General features: G+C 73.2%; 13 protein-coding genes and 1 riboswitch. Of the genes, 3 read left to right on the forward strand and 10 right to left on the reverse strand.

Annotated features, from left to right (window positions below):
- Positions 1-43 precede the first annotated feature (43 nt).
- From BJ981_RS27120 to BJ981_RS27145, 6 genes are all read right to left on the reverse strand, one after another.
- Complete coding sequence (locus tag BJ981_RS27120) at positions 44-1063, reverse strand: LacI family DNA-binding transcriptional regulator (protein ID WP_184615026.1); 1020 nt, start codon at positions 1061-1063, stop codon at positions 44-46.
- A gap of 28 nt (positions 1064-1091) precedes the next feature.
- Positions 1092-2549: a GH1 family beta-glucosidase gene (locus BJ981_RS27125; RefSeq protein WP_184615028.1), complete on the reverse strand. Its 1458-nt coding sequence runs from the start codon at positions 2547-2549 to the stop codon at positions 1092-1094.
- On the reverse strand, positions 2546-3418 hold the full coding sequence (locus tag BJ981_RS27130; protein ID WP_184615030.1) for a carbohydrate ABC transporter permease: 873 nt from the start codon (positions 3416-3418) through the stop codon (positions 2546-2548). The genes BJ981_RS27125 and BJ981_RS27130 overlap by 4 nt, the downstream gene beginning before the upstream one ends.
- Positions 3415-4380 carry a carbohydrate ABC transporter permease gene (locus BJ981_RS27135; RefSeq protein ID WP_184615032.1) on the reverse strand — a complete coding sequence of 322 codons (966 nt, stop codon included), beginning with the start codon at positions 4378-4380 and terminating at the stop codon, positions 3415-3417. Before BJ981_RS27135 ends, BJ981_RS27130 begins: the two co-directional genes overlap by 4 nt.
- Positions 4381-4492: 112 nt before the next feature.
- Complete coding sequence (locus BJ981_RS27140) at positions 4493-5833, reverse strand: ABC transporter substrate-binding protein (protein ID WP_184615034.1); 1341 nt, start codon at positions 5831-5833, stop codon at positions 4493-4495.
- 388 nt (positions 5834-6221) lie between these two features.
- A complete protein-coding gene (locus BJ981_RS27145; protein ID WP_184616432.1) occupies positions 6222-6938 on the reverse strand; it encodes a CHAP domain-containing protein in 717 nt (238 codons plus the stop codon).
- A gap of 11 nt (positions 6939-6949) precedes the next feature.
- Positions 6950-7101: riboswitch (cyclic di-AMP (ydaO/yuaA leader) on the reverse strand.
- Positions 7102-7804: 703 nt separating this feature from the next.
- Here BJ981_RS27145 and BJ981_RS27150 point away from each other — a divergent pair.
- Both BJ981_RS27150 and BJ981_RS27155 read left to right on the forward strand, forming a co-directional pair.
- Positions 7805-8791: a hypothetical protein gene (locus tag BJ981_RS27150; RefSeq protein WP_239139404.1), complete on the forward strand. Its 987-nt coding sequence runs from the start codon at positions 7805-7807 to the stop codon at positions 8789-8791.
- A gap of 14 nt (positions 8792-8805) precedes the next feature.
- The gene (locus tag BJ981_RS27155; protein WP_239139405.1) at positions 8806-10071 is read left to right on the forward strand and encodes a DUF6716 putative glycosyltransferase; all 1266 of its coding nucleotides are present in this window, start codon (positions 8806-8808) and stop codon (positions 10069-10071) included.
- Here the strand turns inward: BJ981_RS27155 and BJ981_RS27160 are convergent.
- Positions 10055-13342: an ATP-binding protein gene (locus tag BJ981_RS27160; RefSeq protein ID WP_184615040.1), complete on the reverse strand. Its 3288-nt coding sequence runs from the start codon at positions 13340-13342 to the stop codon at positions 10055-10057. The two genes, BJ981_RS27155 and BJ981_RS27160, sit on opposite strands and share 17 nt — an antisense overlap.
- Positions 13343-13443: 101 nt before the next feature.
- Here BJ981_RS27160 and BJ981_RS27165 point away from each other — a divergent pair, with 101 nt between their 5' ends.
- On the forward strand, positions 13444-14085 hold the full coding sequence (locus tag BJ981_RS27165) for a hemerythrin domain-containing protein (protein ID WP_184615042.1): 642 nt from the start codon (positions 13444-13446) through the stop codon (positions 14083-14085).
- Between the two features lie 20 nt (positions 14086-14105).
- Here the strand turns inward: BJ981_RS27165 and BJ981_RS27170 are convergent, their stop codons facing one another.
- The 3 genes from BJ981_RS27170 to BJ981_RS27180 all read right to left on the reverse strand — a co-directional run bounded on the left by BJ981_RS27170 (position 14106) and on the right by BJ981_RS27180 (position 18466).
- Positions 14106-15374: a polysialyltransferase family glycosyltransferase gene (locus BJ981_RS27170; protein WP_184615044.1), complete on the reverse strand. Its 1269-nt coding sequence runs from the start codon at positions 15372-15374 to the stop codon at positions 14106-14108.
- 19 nt (positions 15375-15393) lie between these two features.
- Positions 15394-16338, reverse strand: coding sequence for a glycosyltransferase family 2 protein (locus BJ981_RS27175; protein WP_184615046.1), 945 nt, complete (start codon positions 16336-16338; stop codon positions 15394-15396).
- Between the two features lie 70 nt (positions 16339-16408).
- Positions 16409-18466: an N-acetylneuraminate synthase family protein gene (locus BJ981_RS27180; protein WP_184615048.1), complete on the reverse strand. Its 2058-nt coding sequence runs from the start codon at positions 18464-18466 to the stop codon at positions 16409-16411.
- Between the last annotated feature and the right edge of the window lie 196 nt (positions 18467-18662).

Raw genomic sequence — 18662 nt, forward strand, 5'->3', positions numbered from 1 at the left:
ATCGGAAGTCGTAAAGATTGCGCAGGCGCCCGCGCGCCGGATCTCAGGCCGAGCCGCGCTCGACCAGATGGGTGTCGAGGATGACCACCGGCTGCTCCAGGCGCTCGCCGTTGATCCGGGCGACCAGGAGCTGCGCCATCTGCCGCCCCATCAGCTCGGTCGGCTGGTGGACGCTGGTCAGCGGCGGCACGGTCTGCGCCGCGATCGCCGAGTCCTCGAAGCCGATCACCGCGACGTCGCCCGGGATGGACCTGCCGTGCTCCTTCAGCACCCGCATCGCGCCGATCGCCATGGCGTCGGAGGCCGCGAAGACCGCGTCCAGGTCCGGGTGCGCCTCCAGCAGGCGCTCGGTGGCCGCGACCGCGCTGGCCTCGCTGAAGTCGCCGAACGCCACCAGCTCCTGCAGGCCGGTGGCGAGCAGCGCGTCCCGGTAGCCGGCCAGGCGGTCCACGCCCACGCCCATGTCCTGCGGCCCCGCGATCGTGGCGACGCGCCGCCGCCCCTTGCCGAGCAGGTACTTCACCGCCTGCCGCGCGCCCGCCCTGTTGTCCATGTCGACGTAGCTGTAGGGGGTGAACCCGACCGGCCGGCCGCCGAGCACGGTCGGCACGCCCATGTCCTCCAGACGGCCCGGCAGCGGGTCGGCGCCGTGCAGGGAGATCAGCAGCACGCCGTCCACGTGCTGCCCGGTCAGGTACGGCTCCAGGCGCTCGTGCTCCTGGCGCGACTGCGCCATGGTGAGGATGAGCTGGAGCCCCGTCTCGGCCAGCGACGAGCCGATGCCGCGGATGATGCCCGCGAAGAACGGCTCGTCGAACACCCGCTGCTCGGACTCCGAGACGACCAGCGCGACCGTGTCGGTGCGCCGGGTGACCAGGGTGCGCGCCGCCCGGTTCGGCACGTAGCCGAGCTCGTCGATCGCCTGCCGCACGGCCTCGCGCGCCTTCTGGCTGACCTTCGGCGAGCCGTTGATGACGCGCGACACCGTGCCCCGGCCGACCCCGGCGCGCGCCGCCACCGCCTCCAGGGTCGGTCGCGCTCCCGAGCGGCGGTCCCCGTTCATTGAAGGTGCCCCCTCCTGGCTTTTCGGCTTATTCTGCCGGACCCCGCAGGCCGCCTCGGCGGATCGCGCGGGAGTACCAGCGCGCGCTCGCCTTCGGCGTCCTGCGCAGGGTGTCGTAGTCGACGTGCACGAGCCCGAAGCGCTTGCCGTAGCCCCAGGCCCACTCGAAATTGTCCATCAGCGACCAGGCGAAATACCCCCGCAGCGGGATCCCCGCCGCGATCGCCGCGTGGCAGGCGCGCAGGTGGGCGTAGAGGTAGGCCACGCGCTCCCGGTCGTCCACCACCCCGCCGGACACGACGTCGTCGAACGCCGCGCCGTTCTCCGACACGACCAGGGGGATGGCCGGGTAGCCGAGGGCCACCCGCTGCAGCACCTCGTACAGGCCGAACTCGTCGATCTCCCAGCCCATGGAGGTGACCGGCCGCCCGCTGCGCACGAAGGTCACGTGCTCGCTGCCCGGCCACGGCGAGCCCGCGCCCGTCGGCGCCGCCGAGGCCGACGACGAGCCCTCCGCCGACCCCGACACGGTGTAGCGGCTGTAGTAGTTCACCATCAGCATGTCGAACGGCGTGGACACCACCTCCATGTCGCCGTCCCTGACGAAGTCGAACCCGGTGACCCCGGCCAGGTCGGCCACGACGTCCTCCGGATAGGAGCCCTTCAGCAGCGCGTCCAGGAAGAACCGGTTCTGCAGGCCGTCCACGCGCCGGGCGGCGTCGAGGTCGGCGGGCGCGCCGGTGGCCGGCGTCACCGCGTACAGGTTCACCGAGCCGCCGATCCGCGCCTGCGGGTCCCGCGCCCGGATGGCCTGGGTGGCGAGGCCGTGCGCCAGGTTGAGGTGGTGGGCGGCCCGCACCGCGGCGGCCGGCTCGCGCCGTCCGGGGGCGTGCTCGCCCGAGGCGTACCCCACGAAGGCCGCGCACCACGGCTCGTTCACCGTGGTCCAGTGCCGCACCCGGTCGCCGAGCGCCTCGTGCACGCACGTCGTGAAGTCGGCGAAGCGCGCCGCCGTGTCGCGCTCGGGCCAGCCGCCCGCGTCCTCCAGGACCTGCGGCAGGTCCCAGTGGTACAGCGTCAGGTAGGGCTCGATCCCGCGGCCGAGCAGCTCGTCGACCAGGCGCCGGTAGAAGTCGAGCCCGGCCTGGTTCACCCGGCCTGAGCCCTCGGGCATGATCCTCGGCCAGGAGACCGAGAACCGGTAGGCGGTGAGGCCCAGCTCGGCCATGAGCGCCACGTCGTCGCGGTAGCGGTGGTAGTGGTCCACCGCGAGATCGGCGTGGTCGCCGTTCACCACGCGGCCGGGCTCGCCGACGAAGGTGTCCCAGATGGACCGGCCGCGCCCGTCGGAGTCCGTCGCGCCCTCGATCTGGTAGGCCGAGGTGGCCGCGCCCCAGACGAAGCCGGGCGGGAACGCCAGGGCCGGGGCGTCTGTGCTGAGCTCTGTGCCGGGCTGGGCGCCGGGTTGAGTGTCCTGCGTGGTCACGCCTTGACCGCACCTTCCATGAGACCGCCGACGATCTGCCGGCCGAACGCGAGGAAAACGACGACGAGAGGGAGCACCGACAGGGCGGTGCCGGTGAAGATGAGCACGTAGTCCGTGCTGTGCGCCGCGGTGAGGAAACTGATCGACACCTGCACCGTGGGGTTCTCGGGGGTGAGGACGATCAGCGGCCACATGAACTCGTTCCAGTTGAGCATGAACGTCTGCAGCGCGAGGACCGCCATGCCGGGCCGCACGGCGGGTAGGATCACGTTCCACCAGACGCGCAGCGTGGACGCGCCGTCCACCCGGGCCGCCTCCACCAGCTCCTCGGGCACGGCCTGCTCGGTGTACTGCGTCATCATGAACACGCCGAAGCCGTTCAGCAGGTACGGCAGGATCACGGCCTTGAGCGACCCGACCCAGCCGAGCTCCACCATGAGCTGGTAGAGCGGCACCACGCCCATCTGCTGGAGCGGCACCATCATCGTCAGCAGGATCGAGCCGAGCAGCAGGTTCCTGCCGCGGAAGCGCAGCCGGGCGAACGCGAAGCCCGCGAACGTCGAGATGACCACGACCGACACCGTCACGGCCGAGGTGACGACCAGCGAGTTGAGCAGGCCGGCGAGGAAGTGGGCGTCCTCGGTGGCGAGCACCCTGCGGACGTTCTCGCCGAGGTTGCCGCCCGGCAGCAGCGGGGGCGGCACGTCCACGGCGTCGGAGTTGGTCCGCGAGGCGATGATGATCATCCAGTAGATCGGGAAGATCGACAGGACGAGCGTGACGCCGAGCCCGATTTTGGTGAGCGGCGTGGCGCGGAACGGGTCCCGCCGGTCGCGCGTCCCCGCCGCGGGGGAGGTGATCGCGCTCATCGTGAGCCTCCGATCCTGCGGGCGAGCGTGTAGTTGAGCCCGACGCCGAGGAGGATGAGGACGAACAGCAGCCAGGCGGCGGCCGCCGCGTAGCCGTAGTCGAAGTTCCTGAACCCCTGCTCGACGATGTACATGGCGATCGTCTGGAACTGGCCGGTGGTGCCGCCGTCCATGCGGTTGCCGGCGAACATGACCGGCTCGGCGAACAGGGTGAGGCCGCCGATCGTGGACACGAAGACCGTGAACAGGACCGTGGGCCGGATCATCGGCAGCGTGATGCTCCAGAACTGCCGGCGGCCCGAGGCCCCGTCGATCGCCGCCGCCTCGTAGAGCTGGCGCGGGATGGTCTGCATGGCGGCCAGGTAGATGATCGCGTTGTAGCCGGTCCACCGCCAGTCCACCATGGTGGCGATCGCCGTCCAGGACGACCACCGGGCGCTCTGCCAGTCGATGTGCCGGTCCAGGCCGAGCACGTCGAGCAGCCAGTTGACCATGCCGTAGTCGCGGCCGTAGAGCTGGGTGAAGACGATGGCCACGGCCACCACCGAGGTGACCAGCGGCACCAGCACGCCGAGGCGCAGCAGCAGCCGTCCGCGCAGCCGCTTGTTGAGCGCGTTGGCCAGCAGCAGCGCCAGCAGGAGCTGCGGGACCGTGGCGAGCGCGAAGATGCCGACCGTGTTGACCACCGCGTTCCAGAAGTCGGCGTCGGACAGCAGCGCGGCGTAGTTGTCCAGCCCGGTGAAGGTCGCCTCCCCGCCGGCCAGGCCGTAGTCCCGCAGCGAGACCCACAGCGTGAACACCAGCGGGAACAGGCCGAAGACCGCGAAGAGCAGGAAGTACGGCGAGATCAGCAGGTAGGGGGCGGCCTTGACGTCGAACCTGGACCAGGTGAGGCGCGGGGCGCGCGGGCGGGGCTCGGGCGGCGCCGGGCCCGCCCGCCGGGTTTGGGTGTTGACGCTCATCGGCGGTGCGGGGCCCCGCCCGGCCGCGGGTTCCGTGGCCGGGCGGGGGAGCCCTGGACTCCTTCGTTCGTCGGTGACGGTCGATGGGCGGAGCCGGTGGCGGGGGCGGCGGTCAGCGCGCCGCCTTCTCACCCGCGGCGACGAACTTGTCCCAGGCCTCGGCGTACGGCACCGAGCCCTGGTCCATGCCGGTGATGACCTGCTCCACCTCGCGCTTGACCTGCGCGTGCCGCTCACCGAGGAACGTCGGCTGGAGCGACTTGATGGACGGTCCGAAGATCTTGCCGAGCGGCGCGTCGTTGAAGTAGGGGTTGGTCGCGCTCTGCAGCGCGGGGTCGTCCTGCGCGGCCAGCGTGCTCGGCAGGTTGCCGCCCTCCTTGAACGCCATGAGCTGGGCCTCGGGACCGGTCAGGTAACTGGCCAGCTCGGCGGCCTCCTTGGGGTGCTTGGACTGCTTCGGCACGGCGAGCCAGGAGCCGCCCCAGTTGCCGCCGCCGCCCGGGACGGTGGCGACGTCCCACTTGCCCTTGAACTCGTCGCCCGCGGTGCCGGAGACGACGCCGAGCATCCAGCCGGGGCAGCCGAGGGTGGCGAACTGCGACTTCACGAAGCCGGTGTTCCAGGGGTCGGTGAAGTTCTGCAGCTTGGCCGTCAGCCCGGCCTGGCTGATCTTCTGGGTGAGGTCGAAGGCCGTCTTCACCGCCGGGTTGGTGCCGGCGATGAGCTTCTGGTCGCGGTCGAAGTAGGTGACGTTGCCGTTCTTGGCGGCCTCCTGCGACAGCACCACGTTGTAGATGGTGTTGACGCTGTCCACGAACTTGGTGTCCTTGACCTTCGCCTGGAAGTCCTGGCCGGCCTTGATGAAGGCGTCCCAGCCGCCGCTCCACAGCTTGGAGACCTCGTCGCGGCCGGTGGGCAGCCCGGCCTTCTCGAACAGGTCGGTGCGGTAGCAGATGCTCATGCCGCCGACGTCGGTGCCGAGGGCGAAGAGCCTGCCGTCGGCGGTGAGGCCGTTCTCCCACTTCCAGGCGGGGAAGTCGGCCTTGCGGGAGTCCAGCCCGTACTGGCCGAGGTCGGTGAAGAACTGCGGGCGCGCCTTGGCCAGGCCCATGCCGCCCTCGTCGATGCCCACGACGTCGCCGGCGCCGGTGCCCGACTGGAGCCACTGGAGCATCTGGGGCCAGTAGACGTTCTCGAAGCTGTCGGTGAGGTTGGTGTACTTGACCTGGACGCCCGGGTGCTCGGCGTTCCACTTCTCGACGGCGGCCTTGTAGCCGAAGTTGGTGCCGCCGCCGAAGGTCTGCAGCGTCAGCGTGATCTTCTCCGCCGGCGCGGCCGACGAGGTGCCCTCGGCGGCGGTGCCGCCGGAGGAGCAGGCGGCGGTGACGCCGAGCGCGGCGGCCATCGTCATCGCGGCGGCGAGCTTCCCGCCGCGGCGCGCCTTGTGGTTCATTTCCGGACCCCTCTCGGTGGTTGCCCGTCAGTGGGAGGTGCATCGAGGGCCGGCCCCGGCGGTCGGGCCCCGCGATGTGGCTGGAACCTCGTCCGTGGTCCCACGAGCGGCCTCGTGGGCGAGGTTTGGGAGCGCTCCCACGAAGGGTCGCCGATCCGCAACGCCGCCGTCAATACGCTGAAACATAACTGTTACGCCGGGTTATGCGCCGGGCCGCACGCGCTTCCCGGAGTTTCTGGGAGCGCTCCCATAGCTCGTGGTGAAAAAGGCCGTACGGCCCGGCGAAGCGGGAAACGCCGGGCCGTACGGCCGGGGAGGACGGGCGCTCGCGGGGAGGCGGGGCGCGCCGCTGGTGGTCCTGGGGGCCGCCGCGCGGGCGGCCGGGGGCTCAGGCGGCGTAGTTCGGGTAGCCGTACCCGGCGACCGAACCGGTCGAGCGGGTGCGGACCTCGACCTTGCCGTTGCCCGTGTTGCCCTCGATGGTCTTGATGGTGCCGTCGCCGTTGTCCTTGACGACGAAGCCGACGTGCTCGATCGCGTCGACGCTCTTGGTGCCGTTCCAGGCGAAGAACGCGACCGCGCCGGGCCTCGGGGTCTCGCCGTAGCGGCCCTGCTGGGCGAACCACTTGGCGTGCGCGACGGTGTAGGCGTCCGAGCCCATGGTGTCCTGCATGCCGAGCTGCTCGCCGACCCAGGAGACGAACATGTCGCACCAGGGCGCGTTGGCGTAGGCGCCGATCGTGCCGCCGTCGCGGGCGACGGTCTCGCGGGCCCGCGGGCTCTCCATGTACCAGCTGTGGAACTTGGTGCCGCCGCCGTAGGCGTTCTCGCTGATGCCGACCTGGCTCTCGGCCAGCGTCAGGAGCTGCTGCGCCGAGACGTGCCGTGCCCCGGAGGGCGCGTGGAGGCCCTCGGCCAGGTGGGCGGCCTCGTTGCCGGCGACCTTGGCGACGCCGGTGCCCCCGGGCCCGGTGTCGGCGTTGGCGGCGAAGGCGGCGCCCGTCACGAGCTGGGCGGCGACCAGGCCGGCCAGCGCGTAGGCCTTGAGGTGGTTCTTCGGGGCATCCTGAAGCCGATGTACGAACTTGTCGAAGTTGTCGAACATGGACAAGTGGAGACTCCTTCCACGGCCGCCTACCGGGTTAGCTGACGGGTTCGGGCGTGGAAGTTCGCCCTACGGAGCGTCCGTGGGAATGGCGCCCCGATTCACCCCGGGGAGATAAGTGGGTCCCCGGCTCCGCACAGGGCGGACTCGGCGGTGCGCGCGCCGGGGGGAGAGGGATCTCCCAGAGGACCGGCCGCGCTATGCAAGCTCCACGGCATGAAGAGGCCGTCCGATCCGGACGTTCCCCCGCCAGGAGTCCACCCACCGTAATACATCGGACAAACAGATGCAAACAGGACAAATCTCTGGTCTGGATCGGGGATCCGGGACGCCAAGCAGCGCGGGGCCGGTGATCGTGGGCCGCGCACGACCCGCTCTTTACCTGCGACGATCCGCCCATCGTACGGATCAGGCGCCGGCCGCCGAGCGCTCTGGGACTGATGTGACCTGCGAGACACGGTGGCAGGAAATGGATATCCGGGCGGGGCGGCCATCGGATTGTCAAGGCCCCGGCGAACGTCCCGAGGGGGTTGCCGGACGGCCCGGCGTCGCCTATGACGGAAGGGCGGGGACGCCTCCCGGCCGCCCCCGCGCGTGTGACCCCCGAAGCCGGGAACGGAGGTGATTCACCCCCCGAAGGGGCTCCGAGGACGGGTTCGGCACCGGCCGGGCGGTTCGGCCGTTTCCTGTCGTATGAGGCCCCTGTGGCGCCACGCGCACGGTCCCGCGTCCGTTGATCTGGACCTGGTCCAGCGGCCGTAAGACCGTGTTCACCGGTTGTTACCTCACGCGTCGCGTCACGCGGCTACCTTGCTTGCGTCGTGAAAGCGTCAATCCCCGGCGTGGAGAGGAACGGTCGAAGCCGCGTGCGGGAGCAGGGGTCGGCCGTCGCCTGGGTGGAGTCACCCCTCCAGCTGCTCTGCGCGGTCGAAGCGCGGCACGCCGGAGTGGCGGGACCGGAGATGCGCGTGGTCACCCGCGCCAAGCTCCCGGCCCTGCGTGTCACGCGCACCGAGCTCACCTCGCTCGACCTGCCGCCGGGACTCGCCATCGAGACCGCCTCCGGCCGCATGCCCCGGCCGGGACGCCGCGCCGCCTGGGTGCTCGGGGACGCCTTCTCCGGCCGCGTGCAGCTCACCTCGCTCACCGCCCTGCCGTCGCGCATCGTGCTGGTGGACGACGGCCTCGCCACCATCCGCGTCCTCGAGCAGCTCACCTCCCGCGCCGGCACGTCCCTGCTGCGCGCCCGCGTCCAGGCCACCCCGTCGCGGCGCGCCCTCGGCCTGGCCGCCGCGCTGCGCCTGCGGGCCGCCGCCCGCGCCGGGCGTCTCACCGTCTTCACCGCGCTGCCCGTCCCCGCCGGCCTGGCCGCCGCCGTGCGCCGCCTCGGCGCCGAGCTGATCACCCACGACTTCGCCTGGCTGCGCTCCCAGCCCGCCGCCCGGCACCCCCGTCCCCGCGAGGACACCGTCGTGCTCGGCACCTCGCTGGTGCGCAACGGGCTGATCCACCGCGACCGGTACCTGTCCTGGCTGTTCGCCCTGAAGGGCCCGCTCGCCTACTACCCGCACCGCCGCGAGGACCCCGGCGACCTCGCCGCCGTCCGCGACCACCCCGGCGTGACCGTGTACGACGGCGGCGTCCCCGTCGAGATGACCCTGCGCGACCTGCGTCCGGGGCAGCGCGTCCTCAGCCTTCCGTCCACGGCGGTGACGTCCCTGCGCGTCCTGTTGTCGGCACGCGGCGTCCCCGTCGAGACGGTGGACGTCCCCGACGACTGGTGGACGCCCTCCGCGTCGGTCTCCCTCCGATCACACCTCCAGATGTTCGCGCACGAAAGGGCTGCTCCTTGAGCCGGGTTCTCGCCGTGGCCGATTCCGATTCCTACCTCAAGTGGGCGGCGGGCCTGCTCGACCAGTTGCCGGAGGGGTGGTCCTCGACGCTCGCCGTCGTGCGCACCCCGATCGTCCCCTCGCCCGCCCAGATCGCGGCGGCCGTCAGCGGCACGCGCGCGGCCGGCGGCGAGCCTCCCGCGGTGGTCTCGGCGCGGGCCGTCCGGCGGCTCGCCGAGCGGCTCAGGCCCGATGCCATCCTCGTCGCCTGCACGGGTCCCGTCGTGGACGTCCTGGTCAGCGACGTGCTGGACGACCTCAGCCCGCGGCCGGTGTTCGTGTCCGGCCTGCCGGGCATCTCGATCCCCGCCACCGAGAAGGCGTGGATGTTCCGCGGCGGCTGCGACCTGTTCGTGGTCCACAGCGGGCACGAGGTCGAGGAGTTCGGCCGCATCGGCAAGGACCTCGGCGCGGCCGGCGTCACGGCCCTGGCCCGCCTGCCCTACCTCGACGGGCTCCTGAAGGCCGCCACCCCAGCCCACCCCGTTCCCCTGGACGCGGCGCCCTCCCTGGCCGCCTCCCTCGCCGAGGACCCGGTCACGCCGGCCGGGCGGCGGGTGGTGTTCGCGACGCAGGCCAAGGTGCCCAAGCGCCGCGAGGACCGCGAGAGCGTCCTGCTCGCCCTGAACGACCTGGCCGCCGCGCGCCCCGACCTGGACGTGGTGGTCAAGCTGCGCGCCCTCACCACCGAGCGCCAGACCCACAACGAGCGCTACCACTACGAGAGCCTGTGGGCGTCCCTGGAGGCCGCGGGCGCGGTGCGGCCGGGGGCGGTGCGGTTCGCCGTGGGGCCGATGCACGAGCACCTGGCCGAGGCGGCGGGCTTCGTCACGGTCAGCTCCACGGCCGCCCTGGAGGCCATCGCGGGCGAGGTCCCGCTGCTGGTGCTGTCCGACTTCGGGGTCAGCGCCGAGATGATCAACCTGGTGTTCGAGGGCAGCGGCTGCCTCGGCACCCTGGAGGACCTGGCGCGCGGCGGGTTCCGGCGGCCCACGGCGGCCTGGTGCGACGCCAACTACTTCCACGACCGCGCCGCGAGCGACTGGATCGCCCGCCTGGACGCCCTGGTGGAGCAGGCCCGCACCACCGGCCTGCCCCCGGTCAGGCCGCTCCTGGACGGCCCCGCCCACGCCGCCTCGCGCCGCCGCGCCCGGCTGCGCGTCGAACTGCCCCCGAACGTCCTGCGCGCGGGCTACCGCGCCAGCCGCCGCATGCGCCGCTACCTCAAGGCCCTCCGCTAGCGCGGTGACCGGTAACGATCACTCGCGGCACCGTGGTCGTTCGCGACCGGGCCTCGGCGGCCCAGTGGGGCGCGTTCCAGCGGTCGGCGATGGCGGCGGCCCTGGCGAAGTGGGCGGCGGCCTCGTCGTCGCGGCCGAGCAGCAGCGCCAGCTCGCCGAGCGTGTGGGCGACCGGGCGCACGGCCAGCGACAGGCTGGTGGCGCCGGCCGGAGGACCGTCGCGATGGGGGAGCAGGGCCGCGTAGCACTCCTCGGCGGCGCCGGTGTCGTTCAGGGCGATGACGGCCATGGCGCGCAGGGTGGTCAGGAAGGTGAAGAAGAAGTCGGGCCGGATCGGGCTCGGTGACGTGCGGGCCCGGCGTGCCTCGTCGCCGCGGCCGGCGGCGTGGAGGGCGAGCGCGAGCAGGTCGGCGACCATCGGGCCGAACGCCTCGTGGAGAGCGCGCACGTCGTCCAGGTGGTCGCCGAGCGTGCCGTCGTTCAGCCAGATCGCCGCCCGCGCGAGGCCGATGAAGCCGGCGTGCACCGATCCGGCGCGTTCCATGCGTTCGGTGGCCTCCCCGTAGAGGCGCTCGGCGTCGGCGAGCCGGCCCTCGATGAGCACCAGGGCCGCCAGCGCGATCTCGGCGGCGCCGATCGCCTCCGGCATCCGGTAGGCGCGGGCGAGCTCGAGCGCCTCCTCGGTCACGCGGCGCATCGTCGCCGGGTCGTTGGCCGCGGCGGCGTTGGCGGCCTGGCTGAGCAGCCCGGTGACGCGGTAGACGGGCAGGTCGTGCTCGACGCCGATCTCCACCAGCTCGCGGGAGTACTCCTCCCGCCCGGGGTCGCCGGCGAGGACCAGGAGCGCCGCGGCCCGGAGGCGGGGATCGGTGGCGAGGTCGAGGGCTTCCCGCGCCGCCGCCATGGCCGTCGGATCGTCCTCGCCCACCAGCTCGTTGGCGTACGCGATGAGGAGGCGGGACCGCACGCCGGGGGCGAGGCCGGTCCGCTTGAGCAGGCGGCCGAGGCGGCCGACGACGGGACGGTCGACCGTGCCGTACGTGCGCGCCCGCCAGGGAGTGGGCTCGGTCCAGGCGGTGAACGCGGCGATCATCAGGTCGTCGCGGCCGATCGACTCGGCGTACTCCACGGCCTGCCGGCGCGTGTCCCTGGCCGCGGCGACGGCTCCGGCCCTGATCTGCGCCCGGAGCAGCCTCCCGAGCAGGCCGACGCGCTCGTCCGGTTCGCTGGAGTTGGCGACCGCGTCGGTGAGGAGGGCGGCCGCCACGTCGTGCGCGTAGCGCGCCTCGGCCAGCTCGGCGGCCCGCACGCAGTAGCCGGCGGCCTTCGGCGATCCCGCCCGCGCGTAGTGATGGGCGAGCGCCGCGACGTCGCCGGTGCCCTCCAGGGCGGCGGCGATCCTGGCGTGCATCCTCGCGGCGCGCAACCGGCTGACGTCGGCGACCAGCGTGTCCCTGACCAGCGCGTGAACGAACCGGACGCGCCCCGGCGCCGGCTCGTCGAGCAACCCGGCGATGACGCCCGCGTCCAGCGCGTCCAGCACGCCGTCCCCGTCGGAGTCGGCGGCCCGCACGAGCACGTCCACCGAACTCTCCCTGCCGGCCACCGCCGCCAGCCGCAGGACGGACACCCCGCTCTCGGGAAGCCGTGCCAGCCGGCGCCGCAGCACGTCCCGTACGCCCTCGGGGACCTCGGAGAGCGCGACCAGCGCGCCCTCGCCGTTCAGCAGCCGCGCGCTCTCCCGCACGTAGAACGGGTTGCCGCCGGTGCGCTCGGCGATCCCCGCCACCGTCGCGTCGTCGGCCTCGCTCTCGGCCCGCACGAGCGCGGCCACCGCCGCGCCGTCGAGCCCGGGCAGCGCGATCCGGAGCGGCGCGGTGCGGGCGAGCGCGCCCAGCGTCTCGGTGAGGTGCTCGCTCTCGTCCTGGCGGTACGCCGCGACGACCAGGATCGGGGCCCGCACGCCGACGCCGCCGCCGAGCAGCCCCAGCGTGGTCGTGTCCGCCCAGTGCAGGTCGTCCAGCACGACGGCGACCGGCCGATCCGTGGCGGCCGCCGCGAGCCAGCCCCACACGGCCCGGCGCAGCCGGAACCGCCCGGCGGCGGCGTCGCCGTCCACCGGTATGGAGTCGGAGAGCAGCGGCGCCAGGTCCCCCGCGAACTCCCCCGGAGCAACGGCCGCGGCGACGGCGCGCAGCGCCTCGACCCACGCCCACGCGGGCGGCGCGCCGTCGACCTCGGGACAACGCCCGGCGGCGACGAGCCAGCCGTCGCGCTCCAACCGCGCGCCGAGGTGCTCCAAGAGCGTCGACTTGCCCAGCCCCGCCTCCCCGGTGACAAGGGCGACGCGCGCCCCGTCGTGGGCGGCCTCCCCGGCGGCCGAGACCAGCGCGGCGAGCTCGCCCTCCCGCCCCACGAAAGAGGCGGCGCGACGCGGGATCGCGTCGTGCAGGCGCGCCGGTGCGGGCCTGGCGTGTGGAGGCTTGGCGGCCATGGGTGGGGGGACGGCCGTGCGCAGGACGTCGAGGCGCTGGTTGAGGATCGCCTCTTCCAGGGCGACCAGGTCGGGGCCGGGGTCGAGGCCGAGTTCGTCGGCGAAGGTGGCGCGGGCGCGGCGGAGCGCCGCCAGGGCGTCGCCGCGGCGGGCGCTGCTCCACAGCGCCAGGGCGTGCAGGCGCCAGCCCTCTTCGCGCAGGGGTTCGTCGCGGGTGAGGCGCTCGGCCTCGGGGACCACCAAGGCCGGGTCGCCCGACCGCAGGCCCGCCGCGACGTGGAGCTCGCGGGCGACCAGGCGCAGCTCGTTCAGGCGGGCGGTCTCGGCGGCGGCCCACGGCTCGTCGGCGACCTCGGCGAACGCGGGTCCCTGCCATAGGCGCAGCGCCTCGGCCAGCCGGGCGCGGGCGGCCCGAGGGTCGGTGAGCGTGCGGGCCTCGTCGAGCAGGTCCTCGAAACGCCAGGCGTCCACCGACTCCGGCGGCAGCCGCAGCGCGTAGCCGGGGGAGGCGCTCACCAGGAGGCGGGCCGGGGTCCGGGGCGGGCGGCCGGGCTCCAGCAGCCGGCGCAGGTTGGAGACGTACGCCTGCAGGGAGGCCAGCGCGCGGGACGGCGGCTCACCGCGCCAGAGGTCCTCGATCATCCGGTCGACCGACACGACCTGTCCGCGCGCCGCGACCAGGAGGGCCAGGACGCCGCGCTGCCGCGGCCCGCCCAGGGGGACGGACTCGCCGTTGCTTTCGGCACCGAAAGAGCCCAGAACCCGGATCAAGACCATGACGTGGCACATCCTACGCGCGGCCTCCATGCCGGTTCCAAGTGCCTTCCAAACGCCGGGAGCAGGCTTGACACGTCCAACCGATGAAGGGCAGGAACGAAATGAGCGTCGACACCCAGGACATGGAGATCGTCCACCGCGCCTTCCGTCGCGAGTCGCGGCTGCTGATGGAGCTCGTCGCGGCGGTCGCCCCCGGTGACACCGCGCGCGCCAAGGTGATCGCCGGCCACTTCCGCGACTACCGGCTGGGACTGAAGAACCACCACGAGGGCGAGGACGAGCTGCTGTGGCCGCCGCTGCTGTCCCGGGTCGATCTGGAGGCCGACATCGTGCTGCGCATGGAGGCCCAGCACGCGCGCGTCGCGGCCACGCTGACCAGGCTGGACGCGGCGGTCCCCGCCTGGGAGGCCGCCGCGGGGGCGGACGAGCGCGACACGCTCGTGGCCGCCCTGGCCGACCACCGGGCCGTGCTCCTCGAACACCTCGACGACGAGGAGGCCACCCTCCTTCCACTCGCGGCCGAGCACATCACCGAGAAGGAATGGGCCTCCCTGGGCGACCACCTGGTGGCCCACACGCCCAAGCTCACCCTGTTCACCCTCTTCGGCCTCGTCCTGGAGGACGCGAACCCGGCCGAGCGCGCCACGCTCCTGTCCGCCCTTCCCGCTCCGGTACGCGGCATCTGGCACATCATCGGCCGCCCCCGCTACGCCCGCCACATCAGCCGCGTCCGCGCCGCCTGACGCCACCGTGGCGTCGCGGGTCAGCGTGACAGGACGCGGCGTAGCCGGCCGAGGGGCGAGCGCTTCTGGGACGGGGCCGCGGGGGTCAGGCCCACCGAGGCCAGGCGGCGGTTCTTGAAGTAGCGGGCCTGCGCGCCGTTGGCCGCGATGTAGTCCGCGGCGACCTCGCGCAGCTGCGGGTAGTGCTCGCTCTGCATGCAGAAGCCGACCGCCTGGACCAGCGCGGACAGGTCCACCGGGGGCGGGTCGGAGATGGAGCCGTCCTCGTCCAGCCGCGGCACGGTGGCGTCCACGATCGTGACGGGCACCCGGTTGCTGTTCTCGTACGGCGTCAGCCGCTGCAGGACCAGATCGCAGCCCATCGTGGCGACCGGGATCCCGAACAGGCGGCGGGCGGTCATCAGCGCCGTGGAGAAGCAGCCCACCACCAGCTCGGGACGCGCCGCCAGGAAGCACAGCTCGGCGGGCACGGTCTCGCCCGCCACCGAGAGCTTCACGCCGAGCGCGTCGGCGGCCTCGCGCATCTCCTGGCCGTGGCGGCGGCCCGCCGCCGGGTGCGGCTTGAACAGCACGTCGGTGATCCCGCGCGCGGCCAGCCCCCGCAGCATCGCGGCGTGCAGCCCGGCCTCCTCCTCGGCCGTGACGATGTCCAGGGCCGACAGGTACTGGCCGAGGATCACCGCGCGGCCGGACAGGCCCTCCGGGAGGGGCATGCGCTCCAGCACGCCGAGGAACGCGGCGTCCGGCAGCGGGTCGGGCTGGACGCCGACCTCCGCCAGCAGCAGCGGGGTCAGCTCCGGGACCAGGTCCAGGTGCAGCAGGCGGGTGATGCGGCCGGAGATCTCCTGCGGCAGCGGGTCACGGGTGGGCCCGTAGCTCATCAGGCCGTCGGAGTAGACGGTCATCGGGCAGTCGCGGACCAGGGCCGCCACCGTCCGGGCGGGCGGCACGGCCACCGACTCCACGACCAGCTCGGCCGGGCCGTCCTCCAGCCGCAGCGCCGCGGTGATCAGGCGCGACAGCATCGGCACCTCGATGATCCGCGCCTTCCAGTCCGACGGGTGCAGCGGCGCGATGATCTCGTTCCACGAGCGGACCTCGTCGAACCGGGACCGCAGCGCCGCGAAGCCGGGCGCCTCGTCCAGCGACGGGGTGACCTCGGGGATCGCGGCGTTGTTGGACACCAGCAGGACCCTGCGGCCGTCGTGGCCGCCGAACCTCCCGGCGTCCATCGCGGCGGCGAGCGTCATCGCCCCGAAGAGCGTGGAGCTGTAGAAGACCTGGGTCACGACGGGGCGCTCCTTGGGGTCATCCGCGATGCGTGGGGGGTAGCAGCGGGCGCAGCAGCTCGGCGCGCTCGGGCTCCATGCCCGTCTCGTCCACCATGCCCGGCGGCAGCGTGGCGAGGACCTCCCGCGCGCGGGCCGTGAAACGGGCCAGCAGGTCGGGGGAGAAGCGCTCGCTCAGCTCCAGGTGGTGCGCGAGCAGCGCGCAGAAGGTGCGCACGGCCTTGGGCAGCAGGTCGGGCTCGTTCTCGACCTGCTCGAAGACCAGCTCGAACGCGTTGAAGAAGTGCAGCTGGCGTTCGTCGCCGATCTGCGTCAGCGACGTGGACACGAGCCGCCGGTAGAACACCCCGGCCAGCGAGACCACCGCGAAGGACCTGGCCTCGCGGTGCAGCCGCCAGATCCAGGGCCGGTCCTCGGCGGTGTGCAGGTGGCCGGGGAAGGTGAGCAGGTCGCCGAGCTCGCGCCGGTAGACGCCCGCCCAGGCGTAGGGGTAGTCGACCATGGTCTTGGCCCCGGCCGGCAGGATGCGGTCGCGCGGCTTCAGCACCACGCCGCGCCGCGCCTCCGGCGCGCGGTGCACGACGCGCTTGCGCCCCTCCACCTGGACGTGGTCCACCCGGACGAAGTCGCAGCCGAGCCCCTCGATGGCGGCCACCAGGGCGGCCAGGTACCCCCGCCCCACCCAGTCGTCGCCGTCGAGGAAGGTGACGTACCGGCCGGAGGCGAGGGACAGGCCGTGGTTGCGGGCGTCGGCCAGCCCCACGGCGGTGGCGTTGCGCAGGACGGTCAGCCCCGGCAGCTCGGCGCGGAAGTCCTCGATGATCCGCGGGGTCGCGTCCACCGAGCCGTCGTCGACGACGATGAACTCGAAGTCGGGCCGGGCGTTGAGCCGGAGCGAGGTGAGCGCGTCGGCGATGTACGGCTCGGCGTCCCGTACGGGGACCACGACGGACAGCGTGATCACGGGCGGTCCTCGGCGTGCGTCACTGCGGGGCTTCTCCTGGTCGTGCGGGAGGGGGAGGGCGGCGCGGGGGTCAGGCGGTGACGCGGCGGAGGCGCGACTTCGGGGCCTCCTCGCCCGGGAACACCCGCTTGACCCCGTCGCCGAGGGCCGACTCGATGATGCGGATGTCGCGGACCAGGTGCTCCAGGCCGCTCGGCTCCAGCGAGGCGGCGTGGTCGGAGCCCCACATCGTGCGGTCGAGCGTGATGTGGCGCTCCACGGTCACCGCGCCGAGTGTAACGGCGGCGAGCGAGATCTGCAGGCCCCGCTCGTGCCCGGAGTAGCCGACCGGCACGCCGTACCTGTCCTGCAGCGTGAGGATCGTGCGCAGGTTGGCCTCCTCGGGAGGCAGCGGGTAGGTCGAGGTCGCGTGCATGATCACCAGCTTGGAGGTGCCGAGGACGTCCACGGCCGCGTCGATCTCCTCCAGCGTGGACATGCCCGTCGACAGGATGACCGGCTTGCCGGTGGCGGCGAGGCGGCGCAGCAGCTCGCGGTCGGTCACGCTGGCCGAGGCCACCTTGTGGCAGACGACGTCCAGCTCCTCCAGGAAGTCCACCGAGGGGACGTCCCACGGCGAGGCGAACCAGTCCAGGCCGCGCTCGGCGCAGTACTTGGCGATCTGGGTGTACTCGTCGAGGCCGAACTCCACCCGGTGCTTGTACTCCAGGTAGGTCATCTCGCCCCACGGCGTCTGCCGGATCTGGTCGCGCTGGTGGACCGGGACGGCGATCTCGGGGGTGCGCTTCTGGAACTTCACGGCCTGGCAGCCGGCGTCGGCGGCCACGTCGATGAGGCGGCGCGCGATGTCCAGGTCGCCGTTGTGGTTGATGCCGATCTCGCCGATGAAGTACACCGGCTGGCCGGGGCCGACCAGCGACTCGCCGATGCGGACCGGCGCGCCCTTGGCCCGCAGGGTGGCCCGGGACGTCACGGCCGGCTCCTCGGGGACCGGCCGGGCCTGGAGCACCCGGTCGGCCAGCTCGCGGACGGCGCCGGCGCCGCCCGGGCGGGTCAGCACGGCCCGCGCCGCCGCCCGCACGCGGGGCTCGGCGGCCGCCACGGTCACCGGCCAGCCCACCAGGTCCATGCAGCCGAGGTCGTTGAGGTCGTTGCCCAGGTAGGCGACGCGGGCCGGGTCCAGGCCCTCCACGCGCAGCCACTCGCTGAGCGCGGTGTGCTTGGAGGCCAGGCCCTGCAGCACGGGGACGCCGAGCTTGCGCGCGCGGGCCGCCACGACCGGGTTCCGCTCGGTGGACAGGATCAGCACCTTGACCCCGGCGCGCCGGAGCAGGGAGATCCCGAGGCCGTCGGAGCGGCTGACGGTGACGGTCTCGTGGCCGTCCTGGTCCACCTGGACCGAGTCGTCGGTGTGCACGCCGTCGAAGTCGGTGACCACGGCGTCCACGTCGATCGGCCCGGGACGGTCGGCCAGCGGCGCCAGCGCCCGGACGATCTCCAGGTCCTCGGGGGAGTCCACCTCGACCGCGGTGAGGGACGGCACGGGCTGGACGGCGACGGCGCCGAAGAAGCGGTGCCCGTGCTCGCGCAGGCCGGCGGCGCGGATGACGTAGAACGCGCCGGTCTCGCGGAAGTCGGGCTCGCGGTCCTGGCGGCGGGGCCGGTGGACGGGGTCGTGGTTGACGCCCTGGGCCGCGCCGTCGCGGACCGCCCAGACGAACTCGTGGGTCCGCAGGCCGGAGAAGACCACGTCGGCGGCGCCGTCCAGCACCTTGGACACCGCGGCGTCGAGGTCGGCGGGGTCGATGAACGCGCTGGTGCACTGCACCAGGACGACGACCTCGGGGTCGGCGCCGAGCTGGTCGAGGGCGTGCAGCACGGCCGACTCGCTGGAGGCCGTCGCGCCGCTCAGCTCGTCGGGGCGGCGGACGACCCGGGCGCCCGCGGTCTCGGCGGCGGCGGCGATGCCCTCGTGGTCGGTGCTGACGACGACCTCGTCGATGAGCCCGGCTGCCGCGCAGGAGGCCACCGCGCGGGTGACCAGGGGCGTGCCGCCCACCTTGGCCAGGTTCTTGAGCGGGACGCCCGCAGAACCTCCGCGGGCGGGAACGACGGCCAGGACTCGCAAGATGACTCCTTGGTGTGCGACGAGGCGGCGCCCGCCGGAACGGGCACGGCGCGTGAGGATGTCGAGCACGCTAACCACCGGTACTGCCCGGAAAGGGGTGGCGGAGCTGAACGCCTGACGTCGCTCCTGTTAACTCTTGGGGGCCGTATGAACTGCGGTCATCCGGCGGTAAGCCCCTGGTCGGCGCGGGTTCACC

The organism is Sphaerisporangium krabiense, assembly GCF_014200435.1.
In the GTDB taxonomy this organism is placed as follows: Bacteria; Actinomycetota; Actinomycetes; order Streptosporangiales; family Streptosporangiaceae; genus Sphaerisporangium; species Sphaerisporangium krabiense.